At 68.4% G+C, this 18722-nt stretch carries 12 protein-coding genes; 2 read left to right on the top strand and 10 right to left on the bottom strand.

Annotated features, from left to right (window positions below; translation table 11 throughout):
* Nucleotides 1–2: 2 nt before the first annotated feature.
* The 10 genes from addA to ubiE all read right to left on the bottom strand — a co-directional run bounded on the left by addA (nt 3) and on the right by ubiE (nt 16981).
* Nucleotides 3–3476: a double-strand break repair helicase AddA gene (addA, locus tag QX128_RS30390; protein WP_316239363.1), complete on the bottom strand. Its 3474-nt coding sequence runs from the start codon at nt 3474–3476 to the stop codon at nt 3–5.
* On the bottom strand, nt 3470–6616 hold the full coding sequence (addB, locus tag QX128_RS30385; protein WP_316239362.1) for a double-strand break repair protein AddB: 3147 nt from the start codon (nt 6614–6616) through the stop codon (nt 3470–3472). The genes addA and addB overlap by 7 nt, the downstream gene beginning before the upstream one ends.
* A 349-nt stretch (nt 6617–6965) precedes the next feature.
* Nucleotides 6966–7688 (bottom strand): nucleotidyltransferase family protein, encoded by a 723-nt coding sequence (locus tag QX128_RS30380; RefSeq protein ID WP_316239361.1) that lies wholly within the window; start codon nt 7686–7688, stop codon nt 6966–6968.
* A gap of 150 nt (nt 7689–7838) precedes the next feature.
* Nucleotides 7839–8144 (bottom strand): PilZ domain-containing protein, encoded by a 306-nt coding sequence (locus QX128_RS30375; RefSeq protein WP_008963143.1) that lies wholly within the window; start codon nt 8142–8144, stop codon nt 7839–7841.
* A gap of 179 nt (nt 8145–8323) precedes the next feature.
* Nucleotides 8324–9865 (bottom strand): tRNA (adenosine(37)-N6)-threonylcarbamoyltransferase complex ATPase subunit type 1 TsaE, encoded by a 1542-nt coding sequence (gene tsaE / locus QX128_RS30370; protein ID WP_316239360.1) that lies wholly within the window; start codon nt 9863–9865, stop codon nt 8324–8326.
* Entirely contained in the window at nt 9862–12369 is a 2508-nt protein-coding gene (locus tag QX128_RS30365; protein WP_316239359.1) for a sensor histidine kinase, read from the bottom strand. The genes tsaE and QX128_RS30365 overlap by 4 nt, the downstream gene beginning before the upstream one ends.
* Before the next feature lie 189 nt (nt 12370–12558).
* Nucleotides 12559–13017 carry a dUTP diphosphatase gene (dut, locus tag QX128_RS30360; protein ID WP_316239358.1) on the bottom strand — a complete coding sequence of 153 codons (459 nt, stop codon included), beginning with the start codon at nt 13015–13017 and terminating at the stop codon, nt 12559–12561.
* Nucleotides 13014–14441 (bottom strand): bifunctional phosphopantothenoylcysteine decarboxylase/phosphopantothenate--cysteine ligase CoaBC, encoded by a 1428-nt coding sequence (gene coaBC, locus QX128_RS30355; protein ID WP_316179007.1) that lies wholly within the window; start codon nt 14439–14441, stop codon nt 13014–13016. Before coaBC ends, dut begins: the two co-directional genes overlap by 4 nt.
* 207 nt (nt 14442–14648) lie before the next feature.
* Complete coding sequence (gene ubiB, locus QX128_RS30350; RefSeq protein ID WP_316179009.1) at nt 14649–16223, bottom strand: 2-polyprenylphenol 6-hydroxylase; 1575 nt, start codon at nt 16221–16223, stop codon at nt 14649–14651.
* On the bottom strand, nt 16220–16981 hold the full coding sequence (gene ubiE / locus QX128_RS30345) for a bifunctional demethylmenaquinone methyltransferase/2-methoxy-6-polyprenyl-1,4-benzoquinol methylase UbiE (RefSeq protein ID WP_316179011.1): 762 nt from the start codon (nt 16979–16981) through the stop codon (nt 16220–16222). Before ubiE ends, ubiB begins: the two co-directional genes overlap by 4 nt.
* A gap of 105 nt (nt 16982–17086) precedes the next feature.
* Between ubiE and mutM the strand changes: the two genes are divergently transcribed.
* Nucleotides 17087–17968, top strand: coding sequence for a bifunctional DNA-formamidopyrimidine glycosylase/DNA-(apurinic or apyrimidinic site) lyase (gene mutM / locus QX128_RS30340; RefSeq protein WP_316179012.1), 882 nt, complete (start codon nt 17087–17089; stop codon nt 17966–17968).
* A 78-nt stretch (nt 17969–18046) separates the two neighbouring features.
* The gene (locus tag QX128_RS30335) at nt 18047–18520 is read left to right on the top strand and encodes a cyclic nucleotide-binding domain-containing protein (protein WP_315803949.1); all 474 of its coding nucleotides are present in this window, start codon (nt 18047–18049) and stop codon (nt 18518–18520) included.
* The last annotated feature ends 202 nt before the right edge of the window (nt 18521–18722 follow it).

Below are 18722 nucleotides of genomic sequence, written 5' to 3'. Positions count from 1 at the left end.
ACTCAGACGTGCTGGGATGGCAGCATGGCGTCCAGCGCGGAGGCCGGAAGCTCCATGAATTCAGCGGCTTCGGTCCAGAGCAGCGCGGCGCGGACGTTTCGTCCGGGGTACAACTGGCCGAGCACGGCGCGGTACAGCGCGAGCTGCCGGACATAGGCCGGGGGCACGTCGGCGAGTCCCGAGGGCGGCTGCTGGTTGGTCTTGAAGTCGACGATCAGCACCTCGGCCTCGGTCACCACCAGTCGGTCGATCTGGCCGGAGACCAGCGCCGGAGGCTGGCCGGCCAGTGCGAGGCGGCCCACGATCGAGACTTCCGCCCGGCTCCCGGCCGCGAACACCGCGGCAAAGCGCGGGTCTTCGACCACGGCGAGCACGCGTTCCGCGAGTCCCGCGCGCTCGTCCTCCGGCCAGTCGGCGGCGTTGCGAATCAGATATCGCAGCGCGGCATCGCGCCGCCGCTCCGGCGGCACGTCGGGCAGCGACTGCAGCAGGCGATGCACCAGCGTGCCGCGCTGCATCGCGAGGCTGCGCGCCGCCAGCGATTCGCCCGTGCGCACCGGCCGCTCGTCGGCGGACGGATCGGACGGCCGGAGCACGGCGACCTCGCCGGGCGCCTCCGCCGCCGCCGTGCGTAGCCACGCCGGCAGCTCGACGGCCGTCTCGACCATGCGCTGCGTTTCGTCAGCTGCGGTTTCCGCGATGTCCTCGGCCCGCGCGTAGCGCTTGACCGGCCCGTCCTCGGTTTCGATCACCTCGACCTGCAGGCCCGCCGCGTCAAGGCCGCGCGCCATCAGGTCGTACCAGCTGCCGCCGCGCACGTTGTTCATGTTGCCCGGCATGCAGCCGCCGATGACCAGCCGATCCGCGGCGCGCGTCATCGCGACATAGAGAAGCCGCCGATATTCGTCCTCGGTTTCCTTGAGCATCGCCGTGCGCGAAGCCGCCACGGCTTGCGGATCGTCGGCCTTGCGGCCGGCCCAGACCACGATCTCCTGCTCGCCATGCGGCACGTGGATCAGCCGCAGCCGCTGCGAATCCGCGGGCGAGGAGGTCGTATCGACCAGGAACACGACGGAGGCTTCGAGACCCTTGGCGCCGTGAACGGTCATGACGCGCACCTCGTCGCGCGAGATCTCCATGTCGCGCTTCACCTCGGTGTCGGCGGCGCGCAGCCAGGCGATAAAGCCTTGGAGGGAGGCCGGCGCCTTGCGCTCATACGACAACGCGAGCTCCAGGAATTCGTCGAGCGCGTCATTGGCCTCGTGGCCGAGCCGCGCCAGGACACGCCGCCGGCCACCATCGCCGCCGAGCAGCCAGGCATAGAACGCGAACGGCGTGTCCTCAGACGCACGGCGCTCGCATTGCTGCAGGCGTCGGACGACCGCCTGCAGCCGTTCGTCGTCAGCGGCGTGGGCTGTGAGTGCGTCGCGTAGCGAGCCGCGACGCTGCCACGCCAGCTTGAACAGATCCTCGTCGTCGAGGCCGAACAGCGGGCTCTTCAGCGCGGTGGCCAGCGCCAGGTCGTCCTGCGGCAGCAGCAGCGCGTCGGCGAGGTTCATCAGGTCGATGATCGCGATGTGCTCGGTCAGCTTCAGCCGGTCGGCGCCGGCGACGGGGATGCCGGCGTGCTTCAGCGCCTGGATCACGGCATCGAATGCGTTGCCGCGCCGGCGCACCAGGATCAGCATATCGCCATAGCTGAGCCGCCGCCGCGCACCGTCATGGCCGGTCATCGTCCCCACACGAATGAGCCGCTTGATCTCGGCCTGGATGCGCCGGGAAAGCTTGACCTCGGGGCTGGTGACGGAGACGCCGTCGAACGGCGCGCGCCAGCCCTCGATCTCCTTGCGGTCGTCGCGCTCGCACAGGCTCCAGAGCTCGACCATGCTCGGTCCGGCATCGGTCAGCGCGTTGTGGATGGGATGGCCGATGTCAGGCGAGTGGATGCTGCTGTAGACCTCGCGCTCGCGGAACACGTGGTCGACCGCGTGCAGCACCGTCGGCCCGGAGCGGAACGAATAGGTGAAGGACACCGGATCGAACAACAGCCCGGCGTCGGTGAAGCGCTTCTGCAATTGCCGCCGGCGCGCATCGAACTCATGCGGGTCGGCGCCCTGGAACGAGAAGATCGATTGCTTCTCGTCGCCGACGGCGAAGATCGTGCGCGTCAGCCCGTCGCGCGCGCCGGCGCCGGCGGTGAACTCCTCGATGATGTGGGCAACGATGTCCCACTGCCGTGGGCTCGTATCCTGGGCCTCGTCGATCAGCACGTGATCGACGCCGCGGTCGAGCTTGTAGTGGACCCAGCCGGCGGAGACGCGGTTGAGCATCGCCAGTGTCTTGTCGATCAGGTCGTCATAGTCGAGCAGCCCGCGCTCCTCCTTCTCGCGGCGATAGTTCGCGGCTGCCGCTGTCGCGATCTGCAGCAGCGCCTCGGTGCGGTCGCGCACGACAGCGGCGCGGCGCTTCTCGATCAGGCGGTCGAGCCGACGCGCTTCGGCGTCGAACAGGCCGGCAAGGCCGGGATTGCTCTCGGCGAACTTCTTGGTCAGCAGCGATTTGCGCGGCTGCTTGTCGTCGGTGAGAAACAGCCGGAGATATTCGTCGACCTGATCGGCTCCAGAGAACGCCAGTGCAGCGCGAAGTTGCTCCGCCTGCTTCTGGTCGGTCTTGGCGCCGCCATCCAGCCGGGCGGCGATATCGGTCCAATCCGCACGCGGCAGATTGGGACCGTCGACCATGTCGCGCTCGATGGCTTCCAGCGTCTCATCCGGCGCGATGCCGAGCACCTCGCCGAGATGCTGCGCGGCGACCTCGACGCGGCCGGCGCCATCGGTCCAGGCCATGAAATGATCGCGGCTCAGGCAAGCCTCGCGCACGACCTCCTTGAAGGTCGAGTCGGCGGCATTGGCCATCGCCACCTGCAGCGCCCGGCCGACCGCGCTGTCCGGCGCCCTGGAGGCATCGAGCAGCACCTTGAGATTGGCGCGCTCCATCATCTCGGTCTGGTCGCGCTCGTCGAGCACCGAGAACCGCGCGGGAACGTTGGCCTCGAATGGAAACTGCTGCAGCAGCCGGGTGCACAGCGCGTGGATGGTCTGCACCTTCAGCCCGCCCGGCGTCTCCAGCGCGCTGGCAAATAGTTTGCGCGCCGAGGCGCGCAGCTTCTTGTCGGGGTTGGGAATGCCGGTGGATCGGATCGCGTCATCCAGCGCGTCGTCGTCGAGCGTCACCCAATGGCCGAGCGTCGAGAACACGCGCTCGGCCATGTTGGCGGCGGCGGCCTTGGTGAAGGTGATGCAGAGGATCTTCTCCGGCGGCACGCCGTCGAGCAGCAGCCGGATCACGCGCTGCACCAGCACATGCGTCTTGCCCGAGCCGGCATTGGCCGACACGAACGCCGAGGCCGCCGGGTTCGACGCGCGCGTCTGCGCCTCGCGCACGGCCTGCGGAATGGGGCGGGGCGCCTTCACCATTCCTCCACTCCCAGGCCGCCGGCCGCCGACCACTCCTTGATGCGGGCGAGGTCGTCATAGCTGCCGTAGCGGTTGGCCCACATCGACAGGTTCAGCGAGGTGTAGCCCTGATTGACGTCCTCGAAGCTGCGGATCAGCGCTTCGAGTTTTTCGCGCGCCTCCTGCGCGGCCTGGTCCGGATGCTGCGGCGGGTCGCTCTTGTTGATCTTCAGCTCGAGAATGCGCTCCTCGCCCGGCGGGTTGTTGCCGGACAGCCGGACATAAACGAGCTGGCTGATCAGGCTGCCGGCCGGAATGCCGTCGAAGCCGCCCTCGCGGAGGATCGCGGCTTCAAGCGTGAGCTGCGGCGACAGGCCCATGCGCACCTGCTTGGCCGTTGGTGGCTGCCCGGTCTTGTAGTCGAGAATGGCGTAGGTGCCCTCGGCACGCTGCTCGATGCGGTCGGCGCGCGCCGACAGCATGAAGGTGCGGCCCGGGCCTACGGGAATGCCGATCTCGCCACGGATCTCCGCGGTGATCGCGCCGATCTGCGCGCGCCGCGCACTCTCCCACGCCGCGAACCAGCCGGCGATGCGCTGGAAGCGAGGCCACCACAGCGCCCGCGCCTCGGGACGCTCCATCAATGGTGCAAAATGCTTCTCGCCGATCACGCGTAGCGCATGCGCCGGATGCAGCGGCAGCGCATCGGCATAAACTTGCGTGAACTCGCCGATCGCCTCGTGGATCGCCGAGCCGCGATCGGCGGCCGACAGCGGCATGTCGACGGGATCGAGCGGATCGAGCCGCAGGATGTAGCGCGCGAAGATGGTGTAGGGATCGCGCAGCCAGTCTTCGATGGCAGTGACCGACATCCGAAGGGGACGTGCCGCCAGCGGCGGCTTCGGCGCCGGCTGCTCGATCGGTTTCACCGCGGCGGGCTGGTCGAGCACCTCGGCATAGCGGACGTAGATGTCACCGCGCGCCTCCGCCGCCTTCCAGCGCTCGGCGCCGGCGACGGCTTCGAGCCGATGCAGGAAGCGCGAGGCCACGGCGGGCGCGCCGCCGGACTTTGCGGCGTGGGTCAGGATCACCTCGGGCGCGCCGAGCAATTGCGCGAAATCGTGTGCTGATAGTCCGATGCGGCGCTCAGGCAGGTCGAGGCCGAGCTGATGCCGCATCGGGCGGCTGAGCCAGGGATCGATGCGCGGCGCCGGCGGCCAGATGCCCTCGATCAGGCCGCCGACGATCATGCGGTCGGCCTGCATCAGCCGGGCTTCGAGCGGACCGTAGATCTGCAGCTGCGCACCGTGGCGCTCGGGGCGGCGCACCGCGCGATCGGAGAAGGCGGTATGGAACAGATCCGGATAATCCGCCAGCGGCGCCATCAGGCCGCAGCGCTCGCCGGACGCGAGCAGGTCGTCGAAGCAGCGCGCCAGCGCGGCGCCGTCGCGATCGGTGAAGGCGGTGCTGAGGCCGACATCGTCGGTCGACAGCGCGATCAGCACCTCACGATGCCGCGCCGCGAGCTCAGCGAAATCCTGCGGGCGCGGCGAGGCGAGGTTTTCCAGCGGCGCCAGCGCCGTCTGCAATTGCGCGATCAGCGCGCCGGCGCGGTCGAGCTGCTCGGGACTGAGGCGCGCGCGCGGCTCGGCCTTGTGCAGCGATGATGCCTCGCCCTGGTGCAGCTTGGTGTGCTCGTCGCGGAAGCGCGCGAAGTCGCGCGCGAGCCCGCCGCTTCCGGCTTGCGGCCGTGTGCCGCGCAGCACCGCGAGCTCCAGCGTCTCGATGGCACTCTTCCAGCCATTCGCGGCGCGGCCGAGCCGGCACAGCGGATGCTTGAGCAGCGCCAGCAGGGTCGGCGGCTCCAACCCGCGCGCGGCGGCTTCGGCGGCGAGGCGCGCGAAGATGCCGGCGGGCGTTTCCAGCAGCGCGTCACCGCCGGAGTCGTCGAAGGTGAGGCGCCAGCGCGCCAGCGCCGCCATCACGCGGCGCGCCAGCGCGCGGTCCGGCGTCACCAGCGCGGCCGATTTGCCGAGATGGCGCGCCTCGCGCATCGCGATGGCGATCGCCAGCGCCTCCATCTCCGGATTGGGCGCGGCGACCACGGCGAGGTTGTCCATGGCTTCCGCGATGTTGGCGGCGATGTCGAACTGGCGCAGCCGCTCGTGCCAGACGGCGGTCGCTTCCGACGGCCGCATCGCCTCTGAGATCAGCACCTCCCGGCCGCCGCGGCCCGTAGGCGCGAGACGGACCACGTCGCGCCGCTCTAGGCCGAAGCGCTTGAGCAGCAGGTGCATGGCATATTGCGGATGGTTGACCGCGGGCGGCGTCAACACGCGGCCGGCGCGGTCCCTGGCACCGCCGATCGAATTCCACGCGGCTTCGTCGAGATCGGTGTCGAGCCCAGGCAGCACCACCGCGCCATGCGGAAGCTTGGCGACGGCGAGCAGGAATTTTGCCGTCGCCGGCATCGAGCCGGTGGAGCCGGCGGCAATCACGGGCCCATCGGGATGCGCCGACAGCCGCGCCGCCTCGGCCGCGATCAACAGATCGCGCCGCGCCGCCGGCTCGATGCGCCCGATCTCCTGCAGATAGGCCGGCCACGCGGTCCGCGCGATCCGCAGGAACTCGAGCGAATACTGCCAGTATTTGTCGAGCTGATCCGGCACCAGCGCGTCGAGCGCGTCCCACGACACGCCGCGCGTCACCATGTCGTCGATCAGCCGTGCGAGGTCGCCGGCCAGCGCGAGCGTCGAGGCGGGCCCGCCGATCACCAGCGGCGCCGACACCGGCGTCTTGGCCCAGGCCGCCACCAGCCGTGCCAGCGTGAGCCGGCGCTGGAGGTCGTCGAGCCGTTCCGGGATCTCCAGCGGCGCGGGCCCGAGGAACGCGTCGCGATCCTCGGCGAAGGCAAGCTCGTCCTCATCGATGTCGCCGAGCGCGACGAGGCGCGGCAGCACCGCGGCATCGGTCTTCAGCTCGTCGAGGAACATTTCGCGCGCGACACGGAGCGAACGGCGCGTCGGCAGATACAGCGTGGCGGTCGCGAGTCGGGCCGGATCGCTGCGCGCCTCGAAGCCGTCGACCAGCCGGCCGTCGACCAGCGCCGCGATCACGCTGCGCAGGAACGGCGCCGAGATGGGAACGGTGAAGACGCGCATGGCCTGCGATTCGGGTTGCTCAGGCCGTCTATATAGGGAGCGATCGGGCGGAGGTCATATCCGGGGTGTGGATGGGTGTTGATAGCGCCGCGACCGCTCCGATGTTGGACGCCGCACGCGGGGAGCCCCTCTGCGGCCGCGATCTCAGCTGTCCTCGCCCGCTTTCGCGGGCGGGGACAGCTGAGTTGCTGGAACCATCCGCCCACCTTCATCGTCACCGACAGCGCGGCGAAGCAATCCACGGCTGAGCACGGGACTCTGGATTGGGTCGCTGCGCTCGCAATGACGGAGAAAAGCCGCTGCGCTCCGGATGATACCGAGTGTGAGGTGATGGCTTCGCCCCGGGGGTCTACGCCGCACTCTCCAGCAGCGCCTCTTCGGCTTCCATCACAGCAGCCGGCGTGCCCACATGCATCCACACGCCTTCGAGGCGGAGGCCGAACAGGCGGTCCTGCTCGTTCGCCTTGTCGAACATCTTCGTCAGCGAGAACTCGCCCTTCGGCGCGCCGTCGAAGATCGCCGGCGAGATGATCGCGGCGCCCGCATAGACGAACGGCACCACCTGATGCTCCCGCCGCTTGCGCAAGGTGCCGTCGGCGAGCATCGCGTAGTCGCCTTGACCCGCGTAGCCGATCGAGGTCGCGGTCGGCGCCATCAGCAGCATGATGTCCATGCGTTCGGGATCGAACGCGTCGGCGAGCCGGGACAGGTTCTGGCGCACGCCCTCGATCCACATCGTGTCGGAGTTGACGTGGAAGAACGGCTCATGGCCGAGCAGCGGCAGCGCCTTGACGACGCCGCCGCCGGTGCCGAGCACCTGGTCGCGCTCGTCGGAGATGATCACGCGGGGCGTGCTGCGCGCGGCCGTGTGCTCGATGATCTGGTCGGCGAGATAGTGGACGTTGACGATGGCTTCGGTGACGCCGGCTTCGGCGAGGCGGTCGAGCACATGGTCGAGCAGCGGGCGGCCGGCGACGCGCACCAGCGGTTTGGGCATCGTCTCGGTCAGTGGGCGCATGCGCAATCCGAGACCGGCGGCGAGGACCATGGCTTTGTGCGGTTTGACGGGCATCTTCAGGGCATCTCGATCAACGGTGGTGCGAATCATACCACGCAAGAACATCTATCGTCTCGGCCGGTTGCGATAGCCTGGGCCGATGACGAATATGCGACGGCTGCCCGGCCGTCGTGATGCAAGATGCCGCAGGCTGTCGTGGCTCGGTCAGGCTTCGGCCGTGGCGCGCTTGTTGGTCTTCTTCTTGCCCTGCTTCAGGAAGGTGACGCCGATCTGGTCGCCATTGACCCAGGCCAACTCGCAGCGCCGGTAGGCCAAGCCGGTCGACGACAACAGCAGGAAGAACTCCTTCAGGTGCAGGCCTTCGACCGAGCCCTCGACCGTCAGCTTCGCCCCGGTCTCCGAGACGTCCTCGATGGTGCAGTTGCGGCGCCAGGTGCCGTCGATGCCCATCATGAAAGCCGGGATGCCGCGCTCGAAGACGACGCGTTCGCCCTTCATCCGCTCTGCCATCGCAACCTCCATTCACGCGCGGCGCGCAACCGGCGCCGCGGGCGCAAGGTAAGGGGGGATGGCTAAGAACCGGTAAAGCTACGGTGTGAGAGCGATGGTGCGAGCTTGCCATGGCGACGGTCGGCTCCCCTGCCCGCATGGGGGAGGGGAGTGGACCGTCGGTGCCATGAGAGGATGCTTCAAGCTATGCCCGCCGGCGGCGGCACGTTCGCCGCGTACCAGTCGCGCAGCGGCTCCAGTGCGGGATGGGCCAGTGACCGGTGCAGGTAGTCCCAGATACGGGGCTGGTGCTTGAGGTAGTGCGGCTTGCCGTCGCGGCGGTTGAGGCGGGCGAAGGTGCCGAGCAGGCGGGTGTTGCGCTGGGCGGACATGATCGCGTAGTGCGCGCCGAATTCGTCGGCGTCGAACTCCGTCGACGCAGCCTGGCGTGCGGCGATGTAGCGCTCCCGGAGCGCCCGCTCGATCTCGGGCGACACGTCGATCCGGGCGTCCTGCGCCAGGGAGACCACGTCGTAGGCCGGCGGTCCCATCACCGCGTCCTGGAAGTCGATCACGCCCACGCGGGCGATGCCGTCGCGCGCGGGCAGCCAGAGCAGGTTGGGCGAGTGGTAGTCGCGGATCACCCAGGTCGGCCTAGATGTCGGCTTGGCCGCGAGCGGCGCCTCCAGCATCTCCCGCCATATTTCCAGGAATTCGGCCCGCAGCACCTGCGACAGCTCCACGCCACGGTCGGGCAGGTACCATTCGAGCATCAGGCCGATCTCGATCAGCATGGCTTCGGCGTCGAAGGTCGGAACCTCGTAGGTCACCTGCGGCGCCAGCGGCAGCACCGCGGGGACGTCCTGCGCGTGCAGCGCGGCCAACAGATCGGTCGCGGCCTCGTAGCGCTCCACGATCGGTCGTGGCGGGTCGCCCTCGATCACGCCCTCGCGTCCGAGATCCTCGGTGATGAGAAAGCCTTGGCCGAGATCGGCGTCGTTGATCTTCGGCGCCGAGATGCCGCGCCCGCGCAAGGCGGCGGCGATCGCGACGAAGGGGCGGACGTCCTCGGCGAGATGCACGGCGCCGCTATAGGGTTTGCCGTTGTAGGTTGCCGGGCCGTCGGGCCGTTTCGGCGAGTTCATCAGGATGAAGACGCGCTCGCCCTTGTGGAGCCGCGCATAGGAGCGGGTCGAGGCATCGCCGGCCATGCGCTCGCGGCGCGATTTGGCGTGCCCGGCCTCGGCGAGGAATTCGCGCAAGGCTTTCAGCCGTGCAACCACCGCGGCCGCCTTGCCGCTGCCGGTGACCTCGGCGCTGCGGGCGGTGTCGCCCCGCGATGGATCGTGGCGCAGCGCGATGTCGATGCGGTCCAGTGGCAGAGCGCTGCCGGCGCGCTCCGGCCATTCGATCAGCACGACGGTCGCCTCCGGCAGCGGCGACAGGCCGATCTCCTCGAGCTCCGATGCATCGCTGATGCGATAGAGATCGGCATGCACCAGCGGGAAGCTCGGCAGGTCGTAGCTCTGCGCCAGGGTGAAGGTCGGACTGGGCACCTCCAGCTCGTCGTCGCCGGCGAGGTAGCGGATCATCGCCCGCGCCGCCGCGGTTTTGCCGGAGCCGAGATCGCCGGTGAGCGTGATCAGCGCGCCCGGGCCGATCAGCAGCGCGAGGTCGGCCATGAGAGCGGCGGTGGCGGCTTCGTCCGCGAGCGCGGTGGTGAATGTCAGCTGGTCCGTCATTCCGCGGCGTTGCGTTGCGCGACGTGGTCGGTCGGGAAGTCACAGGTGACCGTGGTGCCCTTGCCGACCACCGAATCCATCCGCACCCTGCCGCCATGCAGCTCGACGAAGGAGCGCACCAGCGACAGGCCGAGGCCGGCGCCGCGATGGCGCGAGCCCTGCGAATGGCTCTCGAACCATTCGAACACCTTGTCCTTCACCTCGGGCGGAATGCCGGGGCCGGAATCGGTGACCGCGAAGGTGACGCTGTGATCGGTGCGGCGGGCGCTGACGACGACGCTCGAATCCGGCGGCGAGAAGCCAACGGCGTTGGCGAGCAGATTGTAGAGCACCTGCACGACGCGGCGCTCGTCGCCGACGAAGGAGCCGACATCGGGGTCGACCGCGATCGTCAGGCGGATGCGATCGGTGGCGAGGCGGTCCTGCACGCCCTCGGCCGCGGCCTCGATCGCCTTGGCGGCGTCGACCGGCCCGAGCTCGAGCTTCATGGCGCCGGCATCGATGGTGGCGAGGTCGAGAATGTTGTTGGTGAGCGCGAGCAGCGCGTTGGTGGATTTGGTGACGTAGTCGAGATACTCGGCCTGCTTCGGCGTCAGCGGTCCCGTGGATGGATCCGACAGGAAATGCGCGAAGCCGATGATCGTCGTCAGCGGCGCGCGCAGCTCGTAGGACACGTGGTGGACGAAGTCGATCTTCATCTGGCCGGCGGCTTCGAGCGCCTCGTTGCTCTCGCGCAGCGCCCGCTCGACATTCTCGGTGTCGGTGATGTCCTGGAAGGTGAGCATGGTCGCGCCGTCGGGCAGGGGGCGGCTCATGCAGTCGAGCACGCTGCCGTCCTTGCGCTCGAGCTTCAGCGCCGCGTCGAGCCGGTTCTCGATCGAGGTGATCGCCTCGCGGATGGTGCGCCAGGCGACCGCGTCGTCATAGAGCTGATGGCACCAGGATTCCACGGTGTCGATATGCGGATGCTCGCGCAACTGATCCGGCGACAGCCGCCACATCTTGGCGAAGGCCGGATTGAACAGCTCGACCCGGCCGTTCGAGCCGAACACCGCGACGCCTTCGGCAAGGCTGTCGAGCGTCTCGCGCTGGACCCGGATCAGGCCGTCGAAGCGGCGGGCAAGCGCGAAGCTCTCGGTGACGTCGTCGAACAGATAGGTGACGCCGCCTTCCGGGTTCGGCGTGGTGACGACCGATAATGCGCGGCCGTCGGGCAGGAACCAGGTGTCCTTGGCGGCCTCGACGGCGCGATAGGCCTCGTGAAGCTTGGCCTTCCAGGCCCGGAAGTCGGCCTGCTCGGGCAACTTGCGCGCGGCGCGAAGACGGTCGAGCACCGACGAGTCATCGGGCTGACTGTCCAGGAAGGCGGGATCGAGACCCCACAGCCGGCGATAGGAGTCGTTGTAGAAGGCGAGCCGGCGCTGGCCGTCGAACACGGCCACGCCTGAGGACAACTGGTCGAGCGTGCGCCGGTGTGCTTCCCGCATCCGCACCACGGCCGCATCCAGCGCCGCCGCCTCGCTGGCGTCGATGGCGACACCGGCGCTGCCGTGGCCCAGCATGAAGGCGCGCACGTCATACATGCGGCGCTCGCCGCCGGTCACGATCGGCAGCCGGCCCTCGAAACGGCCGTTGGCGCCGAGCGCACGCTGCAGGTCGATACGGTCGGCCGAGTCGAGCAGCTCGATGTTGCGGCCGATCGCGTCCGGCACGTCGCGGGCGTCCGCGGCGCGGGCATAGGCCGGGTTGACGTAAGCGAGGGCGCCATTGGCCTGCCGCGCCCAGATCGGCCACGGCAGCGCCGATGCCAGCGCGCGCAGCGACTCCGTCTCCTCGCCGAGCGCCTTGAAGCGGAGCTGCGTCTCGGCGAGCTCGCGGCGCAGGCCGGACAATTCGCGGATGCGCACGATGGCCTGCCCGCCGATGGCGCGGCCCATCGCCTCGATCGCATGGCCGTGCGAGGTGGTGAGATTGAGCATGAAGCCTTCGCCCGCTTCGCGCAGCGCGTCGACGGCGCGGTCGAGCTGCAGCGCAGGCTCCGGCGGCAGCCAGGTTCCAAAGGCGAGAATGCGCTGCGGCTGATCCTGCGGCACCAGCATCGAGGTGTCGCCGGAGATCTGCGGGCGATGGCCGCCGGCCGGCCAGGCGATCAGGATCTGCGGCTCGGCGAACAGCAGCGCACGGTAGCGATCGGCCTGCAGTTGCAGCTCGGCGACATTGGCACGCAGCCGCGCTTCCTTGCGCGCGGCCGCCAGACGCGTGCGCACCAGCGCGACCGCAGCGACCACGGAGAAGCCGAGCAGCGCCAGCATCGCCGTGACCTCGGCGATATCAGGACGGCTCAGCTCGAACAGCGTCGTGATCGCATCCGGCGGCACGCCATCGCCTGCGAAGCCCGGTGTCGCCGGCGCAAGCGCAGTCGCAGCGAGACCCATCAGGCCTTTGCGCGCAAGTGACGTGCACGACAGCAGCGTCTGACGCATCACCACGATCACGCCCGACATATTTGCCCCAAACCGCACGAAGTTCCGCGCGGCGCCGATCGCGTCGACCGCGCCGTCTCACGAATCAATCAACCATAACCGCTTCGGGACTCCAGCGGTAAGAGTCCAGACCGTGAACGGTGGTTGCGCCTGAGGAAAATGCGTCCGCCGATCGACTCTTTCGAGTCGGAACAGTGGCAAGCCCGTAGTTCAACGGCCCGTCGAGCCGAAGCCGCCGCTGCCGCGCGCGGTCGTCGTCAAGCTTGTCGCGAGGCTGAGCTCGGCGCGCACCACGGCGGCGATCACCATCTGCGCGATGCGCTCGCCGCGACGGATCGTAAACGGTTCCTTGCCGTGGTTGATCAGCAGCACGCAGATCTCGCCGCGGTAGTCCGCGTCCACCGTGCCCGGTGCGTTCAGCACCGTGACGCCGTGGCGTGCAGCGAGCCCCGAACGCGGTCGCACCTGGGCCTCGTAGCCGTCGGGCAGCGCGATCGACAATCCCGTCGGCACCATCGCGTGGCCGCCTGACGCAAGGACGAGCGGTGCATCGGCCGGAACCGCGGCGAGCAGATCGAGCCCCGCGGCATGTGCGGTCTGATAGGCCAGCAGCGGCAGGCCTTCGCCATGCGGCAGGATCTGCACGTCGATCGCGATCGTCTGTGTCACGCAACGGGTCCCATGGTTCTGGCAATCTCGGCAACGAGCGCCGTCGCGACCTCGTCCTTGGTCATGATCGGCCAGGACGCGACATGGACGCCATCGGCGTCCTTCGTCAAGAGATGCACGGTGTTGCGGTCGCCGCCCATCACGCCGGTCGCAGGCGAGACGTCGTTGGCGACGATCCAGTCGCAGCCCTTGCGGGCGAACTTGGCCTTCGCGTTGTCGATCAGGTGCTCGGTCTCGGCGGCGAAGCCGATCACGAGACCTGGCCGCTTGTCTTTGAGCTTCGAGATCGTTGCGAGGATGTCGGGATTCTCAACCAGCGCGAGCGGCGGAATCGCCTTGTCCGTCTTCTTCAGCTTCTGGCCGCCCTCATTGGCGACGCGCCAGTCGGCCACCGCCGCGGCGAAGATCGCGACGTCGGCCGGCAGCTCGGCCTCGACCGCTTCCAGCATCTGCCGTGCCGACTCGACATGCGTGACGTTGACGCCCTTGGGATCGGCGAGCTCGACCGGCCCCGCGATCAGCCGGACGTCGGCGCCGGCGGCCTGCGCGGCGGCGGCGATCGCAAAGCCCTGCTTGCCGGAGGAGCGGTTGGCGATGTAGCGCACCGGATCGATCGGCTCGTGCGTCGGTCCGGCCGTGATCAGCACGCGGCGGCCGGCGAGCGGACGCGGCGTCGGCGGCTTGAGCATGGCGACGACGGCGTCCGCGATCTCGATGGCCTCGGCCATGCGGCCGACGCCGGCCTCGCCCTTCTCGGCCATCTCGCCGGCGTTGGGGCCGATCATCCGGACGCCGTCGCGCTGCAGGGTGGCGGCGTTGCGGCGCGTGGCCGGGTTGCTCCACATCATCGGGTTCATCGCCGGCGCCAGCAGGATCGGCCGGCTCGCCGCGAGCAGGATGGCGCTGGCGAGGTCGCCGGCGGCGCCGTGCGCCATCTTCGACATCAGGTCGGCGGTGGCCGGCGCGACCACGATCAGGTCGCAGTCGCGCGCGAGGCGGATGTGGCCGACGTCGAACTCGCTGCGCGCGTCGAACAGATCGGTGAACACGCGGTCGCCCGACAGCGCTGACGCGGCCAACTCGGTGACGAACTGCGTCGCCGCCTTGGTCAGCACGCAGCGGACGCGGATGTGGCGTTCCTTCAGACGGCGGATCAAGTCGAGCGACTTGTATGCCGCGATGCCGCCGCCGATGATCAGGGTGACGCGCGCTTCACGGGCGGCGCCGGGCTGAGGGAGACCAGGCTCAGGCAGAGCGGCTGGAGCTGGCGCTGCCGTCGTCGGCTCGGACGGATCGACCGGCTCGATCAGCGCGCGCAGGATGACCCGGACTTCCTCCTCGACGGAGCGCCCGTTCTGCGCCGAGCGCAGTCGTAGATAGGTTTTGAGCGAGTCGTCGAGCTTGCGGATGGTCAGGCTGGCCATGTCCGCCTCCCCAGCAGGGTCCAGATGCAAGCAATGCTAGCAGAAATTGATCGCAGTGCAATCAATGTAGGGTGGGCGAAGCGGCCGCCGTAGGCGGCAGCGTGCCCACCGTCGATCGGCAGGCTCCAGGGTGAGACGGTGGGCACGGCGTCACCGCCATCTCGTACGACGAGACAGCACGGCTGCGCCTTTGCCCACCCTACGAATCTACAGCCTGAGCACCGCGAACAAAATGCCGATGAAGGTCAGCGCGATGACCCACAGCGCGATCGCGCGCCAGCGGCTCTTCTTGCCTTCGGTGCGGCCCATGGCGGCGATGGTCTCGGGCGACAGGCGGAGGCCGTCGCGGGTCATGGTCTCCATGTGCTCGAGCACGGCGGCGGCGCGGGCGGCGAGCACCGGCAGGGTCGCGGTCAGCCGGGCCAGTTCGCCGATTCCGGTGACGGCGCCCTCGATCCGGCCGATCGGCCCGAGATTGCGCTCGATCCATTCTCGCACCACGGGGTCGGCGACCTTCCAGATGTCGAGCTTGGGATCGAAGCCGCGCGCGACGCCCTCGACCACCACCATGGTCTTCTGCAGCAGGATCAGCTCCGGCCGGGTGCGCATGTCGAACAGGCCGGTGACCTCGAGCAGCAGGGTCAAGAGCTTGGCCATCGAGATTTCTTCGGCCGTGCGGTTATGGATCGGCTCGCCGATGGCGCGGATGGCCTGTGCGAAATTCTCCACCGAATGATGCGGCGGCACGTAGCCGGCCTCGAAATGCACTTCGGCGACGCGGCGATAGTCGCGGGTGATGAAGCCGAGCAGGATTTCGGCGAGGAAGCGCCGCTCCTTCATCCCGAGCCGGCCCATGATGCCGAAATCGACCGCAACCAGCCGTCCCTGCTGGTCCAGGAACAGGTTGCCCGGATGCATGTCGGCATGGAAGAAGCCGTCGCGCAGGGCGTGGCGGAGAAAGCTCTGGATCACCTTGCGGCCGACGTCGGGCAGATCGACATTCGCCTCCGCGAGCCGGGCGTGATCGTTCAGCGCGATGCCGTCGATCCACTCCATCGTCAGCACGGTGTTGGCGGTCCGGTCCCAGTCGACCGCGGGCACGCGGAAATCCGGATCGTCCTTGATGTTCTCCGCCATTTCGGAGAGCGCAGCGGCCTCCAGGCGAAGGTCCATCTCCATCGCGACCGAGCGCGACATCGTGTTGATGACCTCGACCAGCCGCAGCCGCCGCGCCTCCGACGAATGCGCCTCGGCCTTTTCGGCGACGAAGAAGAAATCGGAGAGGTCGCGGCGGAAGCGCGCAGCGACGTTCGGTCGAAGCACCTTCACCGCGACCGGACGACGAATGCCGTCGCGCTCGACCTCGCCGCGATGCACCTGCGCGATCGAGGCGGCGGCGACCGGTGGACCGAGATGCGTGAACAGCTGGCTGATCGGGCGTTCGAGCGCGGTGGCGATGACGGCCTCGGCCTCGGCCTGCGGGAACGGCGGCAGCCGGTCCTGCAGCGATTCGAGATCCCGCGCCATGATGACGCCGACGACGTCGGGCCGGGTCGCCAGGAACTGGCCGAGCTTGAGATAGGCCGGGCCCATCCGCTCCAGCGCGCGCGACAATCTTGGCCCGGACTTGGCGCCGGGGCGCTCGATGAGCCGCGCCAGCTTCAGCGCGAGCTGGCCCGGCGGCGGCGCCAGGCTCGGATCGACGGCGCCGAACACGCCCTCGCGCGCGAACACCAGGGCGGCCCGGGCGAGCCGCGTAATGTGGGTGAGTGCGGAGATCACAAACGCCAGCCGGAATGAAGCGCGACGATGCCGCCGGAGAGAGTCTGCCAGGACACGCGGGAGAAGCCGGCCGCCGAGATCATCTCGGCGAAGGCGTTGGGCCGCGGAAACTGGCGGATGGATTCGACGAGGTAGCGGTAGGACTCGGCATCGCCGGTAACGGCGCGGCCGAGCTGCGGGATCACGTTGAAGGAGAACAGGTCATAGAGCTTGTCTAGCCCTGGCATCTCGACGGTGGAGAACTCCAGGCACAGGAAGCGGCCGCCATGCTTGAGCACGCGGAATGCCTCGGCCAGCGCCAGCTCGATCTGCGGCACGTTGCGGATGCCGAAGGCGATCGTATAGGCGTCGAAGGAGCGGTCGGGGAAGGCGAGCTTCTCGGCATTGCCCTCGACGAACGAGACCTTGTCGTCGAGATATTGCTTCAGCGCGCGCTGGCGCCCGACCTCGAGCATGTCGCCGTTGATGTCGCACACGGTCGCATGGAAGCCGGCGCCGGCCTTCCTGGCGGCGCGGAAGGAGATGTCACCGGTGCCGCCGGCCACATCGAGCAGCGCAAACGGCGCATCGCTCTTCGGCGGGTTCAGCATGTTGATCATGATGTCCTTCCAGACGCGGTGCAGTCCGCCCGACATCAGGTCGTTCATCAGGTCGTAGCGCTGTGCCACGCTGTGAAACACTTCGTTCACCAGCGTCTGCTTCTCGCCCAGAGGCACGTCCCTGAAGCCGAAATGAGTGGTTTGGTCCGGCTGATCCATCACCCTTACTCCGATACGGCACCATAGCGCTGATGCGGCCAAGGCGCTATCACGTCAGCCGGACAAGGTGAATGGTCGCGGATGCAAAAGGTGAAATGAGCAGGGATGCCTGAGCTGCCCGAAGTCGAGACCGTCCGGCGCGGGTTGCAGCCGGTCATGGAAGGCGCCGTCATCGTCAAGGCCGAGGCCCGGCGCGGCGATCTCAGGTTTCCGTTTCAGCCCGATTTTGCCAAGCGCCTGCAGGGCCAGACCGTCAGGGGGCTCGGTCGGCGCGCCAAATATCTGCTGGCCGACCTCGGCTCCGGCGACGTGCTCTTGATGCATCTCGGCATGTCCGGCTCGTTCCGGGTGATCAAGCCGGAGCACGAGGAGACGCCGGGCGAGTTTCACTATCCGCGCGGCAAGGACAGCGTGCACGACCATGTCGTGTTTCACATGTCGTCGGGCGCCGACATCGTCTTCAACGATCCGCGCCGCTTCGGCTTCATGAAGATCATCGGCCGCGGCGACATCGAGACCGAGCCGCATCTGAAGGGCCTCGGGCCGGAGCCGCTCGGCAATGAATTCGATGCCGCGATGCTGGCGCGCGCCTGTGCCGGCAAGAAGACCAGCCTGAAGGCCGCGCTGCTCGACCAGCGCGTGGTCGCCGGGCTCGGCAACATCTATGTCTGCGAGGCGCTGTTTCGCGCCCATCTGTCGCCGCGGCGTCTGGCGGCGACGCTGGCAACGAAGAAGGGCGAGCCCACGGATCACGCCACGCGTCTGGTGGAGGCGATCCACGCCGTACTCAACGAGGCGATCCGCGCCGGCGGCTCGTCGCTGCGCGATCACCGCCAGACATCAGGCGAACTCGGCTATTTCCAGCATTCGTTCCAGGTCTATGACCGCGAGGGTGAGCCATGCCGGACGGACGGCTGCAGCGGCGTGGTGAAGCGCTTCGTGCAGAACGGCCGCTCGACCTTCTGGTGCCCGAAGTGCCAGAAGTGATGTCGCGGCCGAGGAGCCGGCACGGCCGGCCATCCCCGGTCTGCTTGTGGCGGACGGGAGTGGGCGTATACTGCCGCCATGGCTGTCAGCTCGCCCGACCTGAAAGCATTTCTGCTCGCGACGCCGTTCTTCGGCGGCCTGCTTGATGCGAGCCTCGATCTGCTGGTCTCGATGCTGGTCGAGCGGCGCTTCGACAAGGGCGCCGTGGTCGTCGCCGAAGGCGAGGCGGGTCGCTCGATGTTCGTCGTGCATAGCGGTACGCTGGAGGTCAGTGAGCGCCTGGAGACGGGTGCCGCGATCCATATGTCGCGTCTCGAGCCCGGGGATTTCTTCGGCGAGATGACCCTGCTCGACATGCAGAACAGATCGGCCACCGTGGTCGCGGAAGCGCCGACCGTGCTGTACGAGCTGACGGCGCAAAAGCTGTATGCCTTCTACAAGGCTGACATCCACGCCTACGTGATCGTGCTGCAGAACATCAATCGCGAGCTGTGCCGCCGCCTGCGTCGCGCCGATGCGCGGATCAAGATGCGGGAGGGTGGGTCGCGGTAGGCGAGCGGGCGGCGAAGCAGTGCGAAGCGTGCTCGATCTACGGCTGGGCTACTCCTTAACCTCGCCCCGCTTGCGGGGAGAGGTCGGATTGCATCGTGAGATGCAATCCGGGTGAGGGGGACAGGTCATTGGCGCTAACTTACCAAATTAACGCTTGGTATTCTCGTTTTCTTGGCGGCTCTCGGAGATGGCGTTGAATGTT

The sequence above is a fragment of the Bradyrhizobium sp. SZCCHNR1015 genome (genome assembly GCF_032489875.1).
In the GTDB taxonomy this organism is placed as follows: Bacteria; Pseudomonadota; Alphaproteobacteria; order Rhizobiales; family Xanthobacteraceae; genus Bradyrhizobium.
The sequence above is the reverse complement of the archived record's forward strand: the minus strand, read 5'-3'. Positions and strand labels throughout refer to the sequence as shown.

What these genes read in the sequence shown, in the direction of transcription:
- addA (WP_316239363.1), bottom strand. Translation starts at nt 3,476, where the DNA reads ATGGTGAAGGCGCCCCGCCCCATTCCGCAGGCCGTGCGCGAGGCGCAG.
- addB (WP_316239362.1), bottom strand. Translation starts at nt 6,616, where the DNA reads ATGCGCGTCTTCACCGTTCCCATCTCGGCGCCGTTCCTGCGCAGCGTG.
- QX128_RS30380 (WP_316239361.1), bottom strand. Translation starts at nt 7,688, where the DNA reads ATGCCCGTCAAACCGCACAAAGCCATGGTCCTCGCCGCCGGTCTCGGA.
- QX128_RS30375 (WP_008963143.1), bottom strand. Translation starts at nt 8,144, where the DNA reads ATGGCAGAGCGGATGAAGGGCGAACGCGTCGTCTTCGAGCGCGGCATC.
- tsaE (WP_316239360.1), bottom strand. Translation starts at nt 9,865, where the DNA reads ATGACGGACCAGCTGACATTCACCACCGCGCTCGCGGACGAAGCCGCC.
- QX128_RS30365 (WP_316239359.1), bottom strand. Translation starts at nt 12,369, where the DNA reads ATGTCGGGCGTGATCGTGGTGATGCGTCAGACGCTGCTGTCGTGCACG.
- coaBC (WP_316179007.1), bottom strand. Translation starts at nt 14,441, where the DNA reads ATGGCCAGCCTGACCATCCGCAAGCTCGACGACTCGCTCAAAACCTAT.
- ubiE (WP_316179011.1), bottom strand. Translation starts at nt 16,981, where the DNA reads ATGGATCAGCCGGACCAAACCACTCATTTCGGCTTCAGGGACGTGCCT.
- mutM (WP_316179012.1), top strand. Translation starts at nt 17,087, where the DNA reads ATGCCTGAGCTGCCCGAAGTCGAGACCGTCCGGCGCGGGTTGCAGCCG.
- QX128_RS30335 (WP_315803949.1), top strand. Translation starts at nt 18,047, where the DNA reads ATGGCTGTCAGCTCGCCCGACCTGAAAGCATTTCTGCTCGCGACGCCG.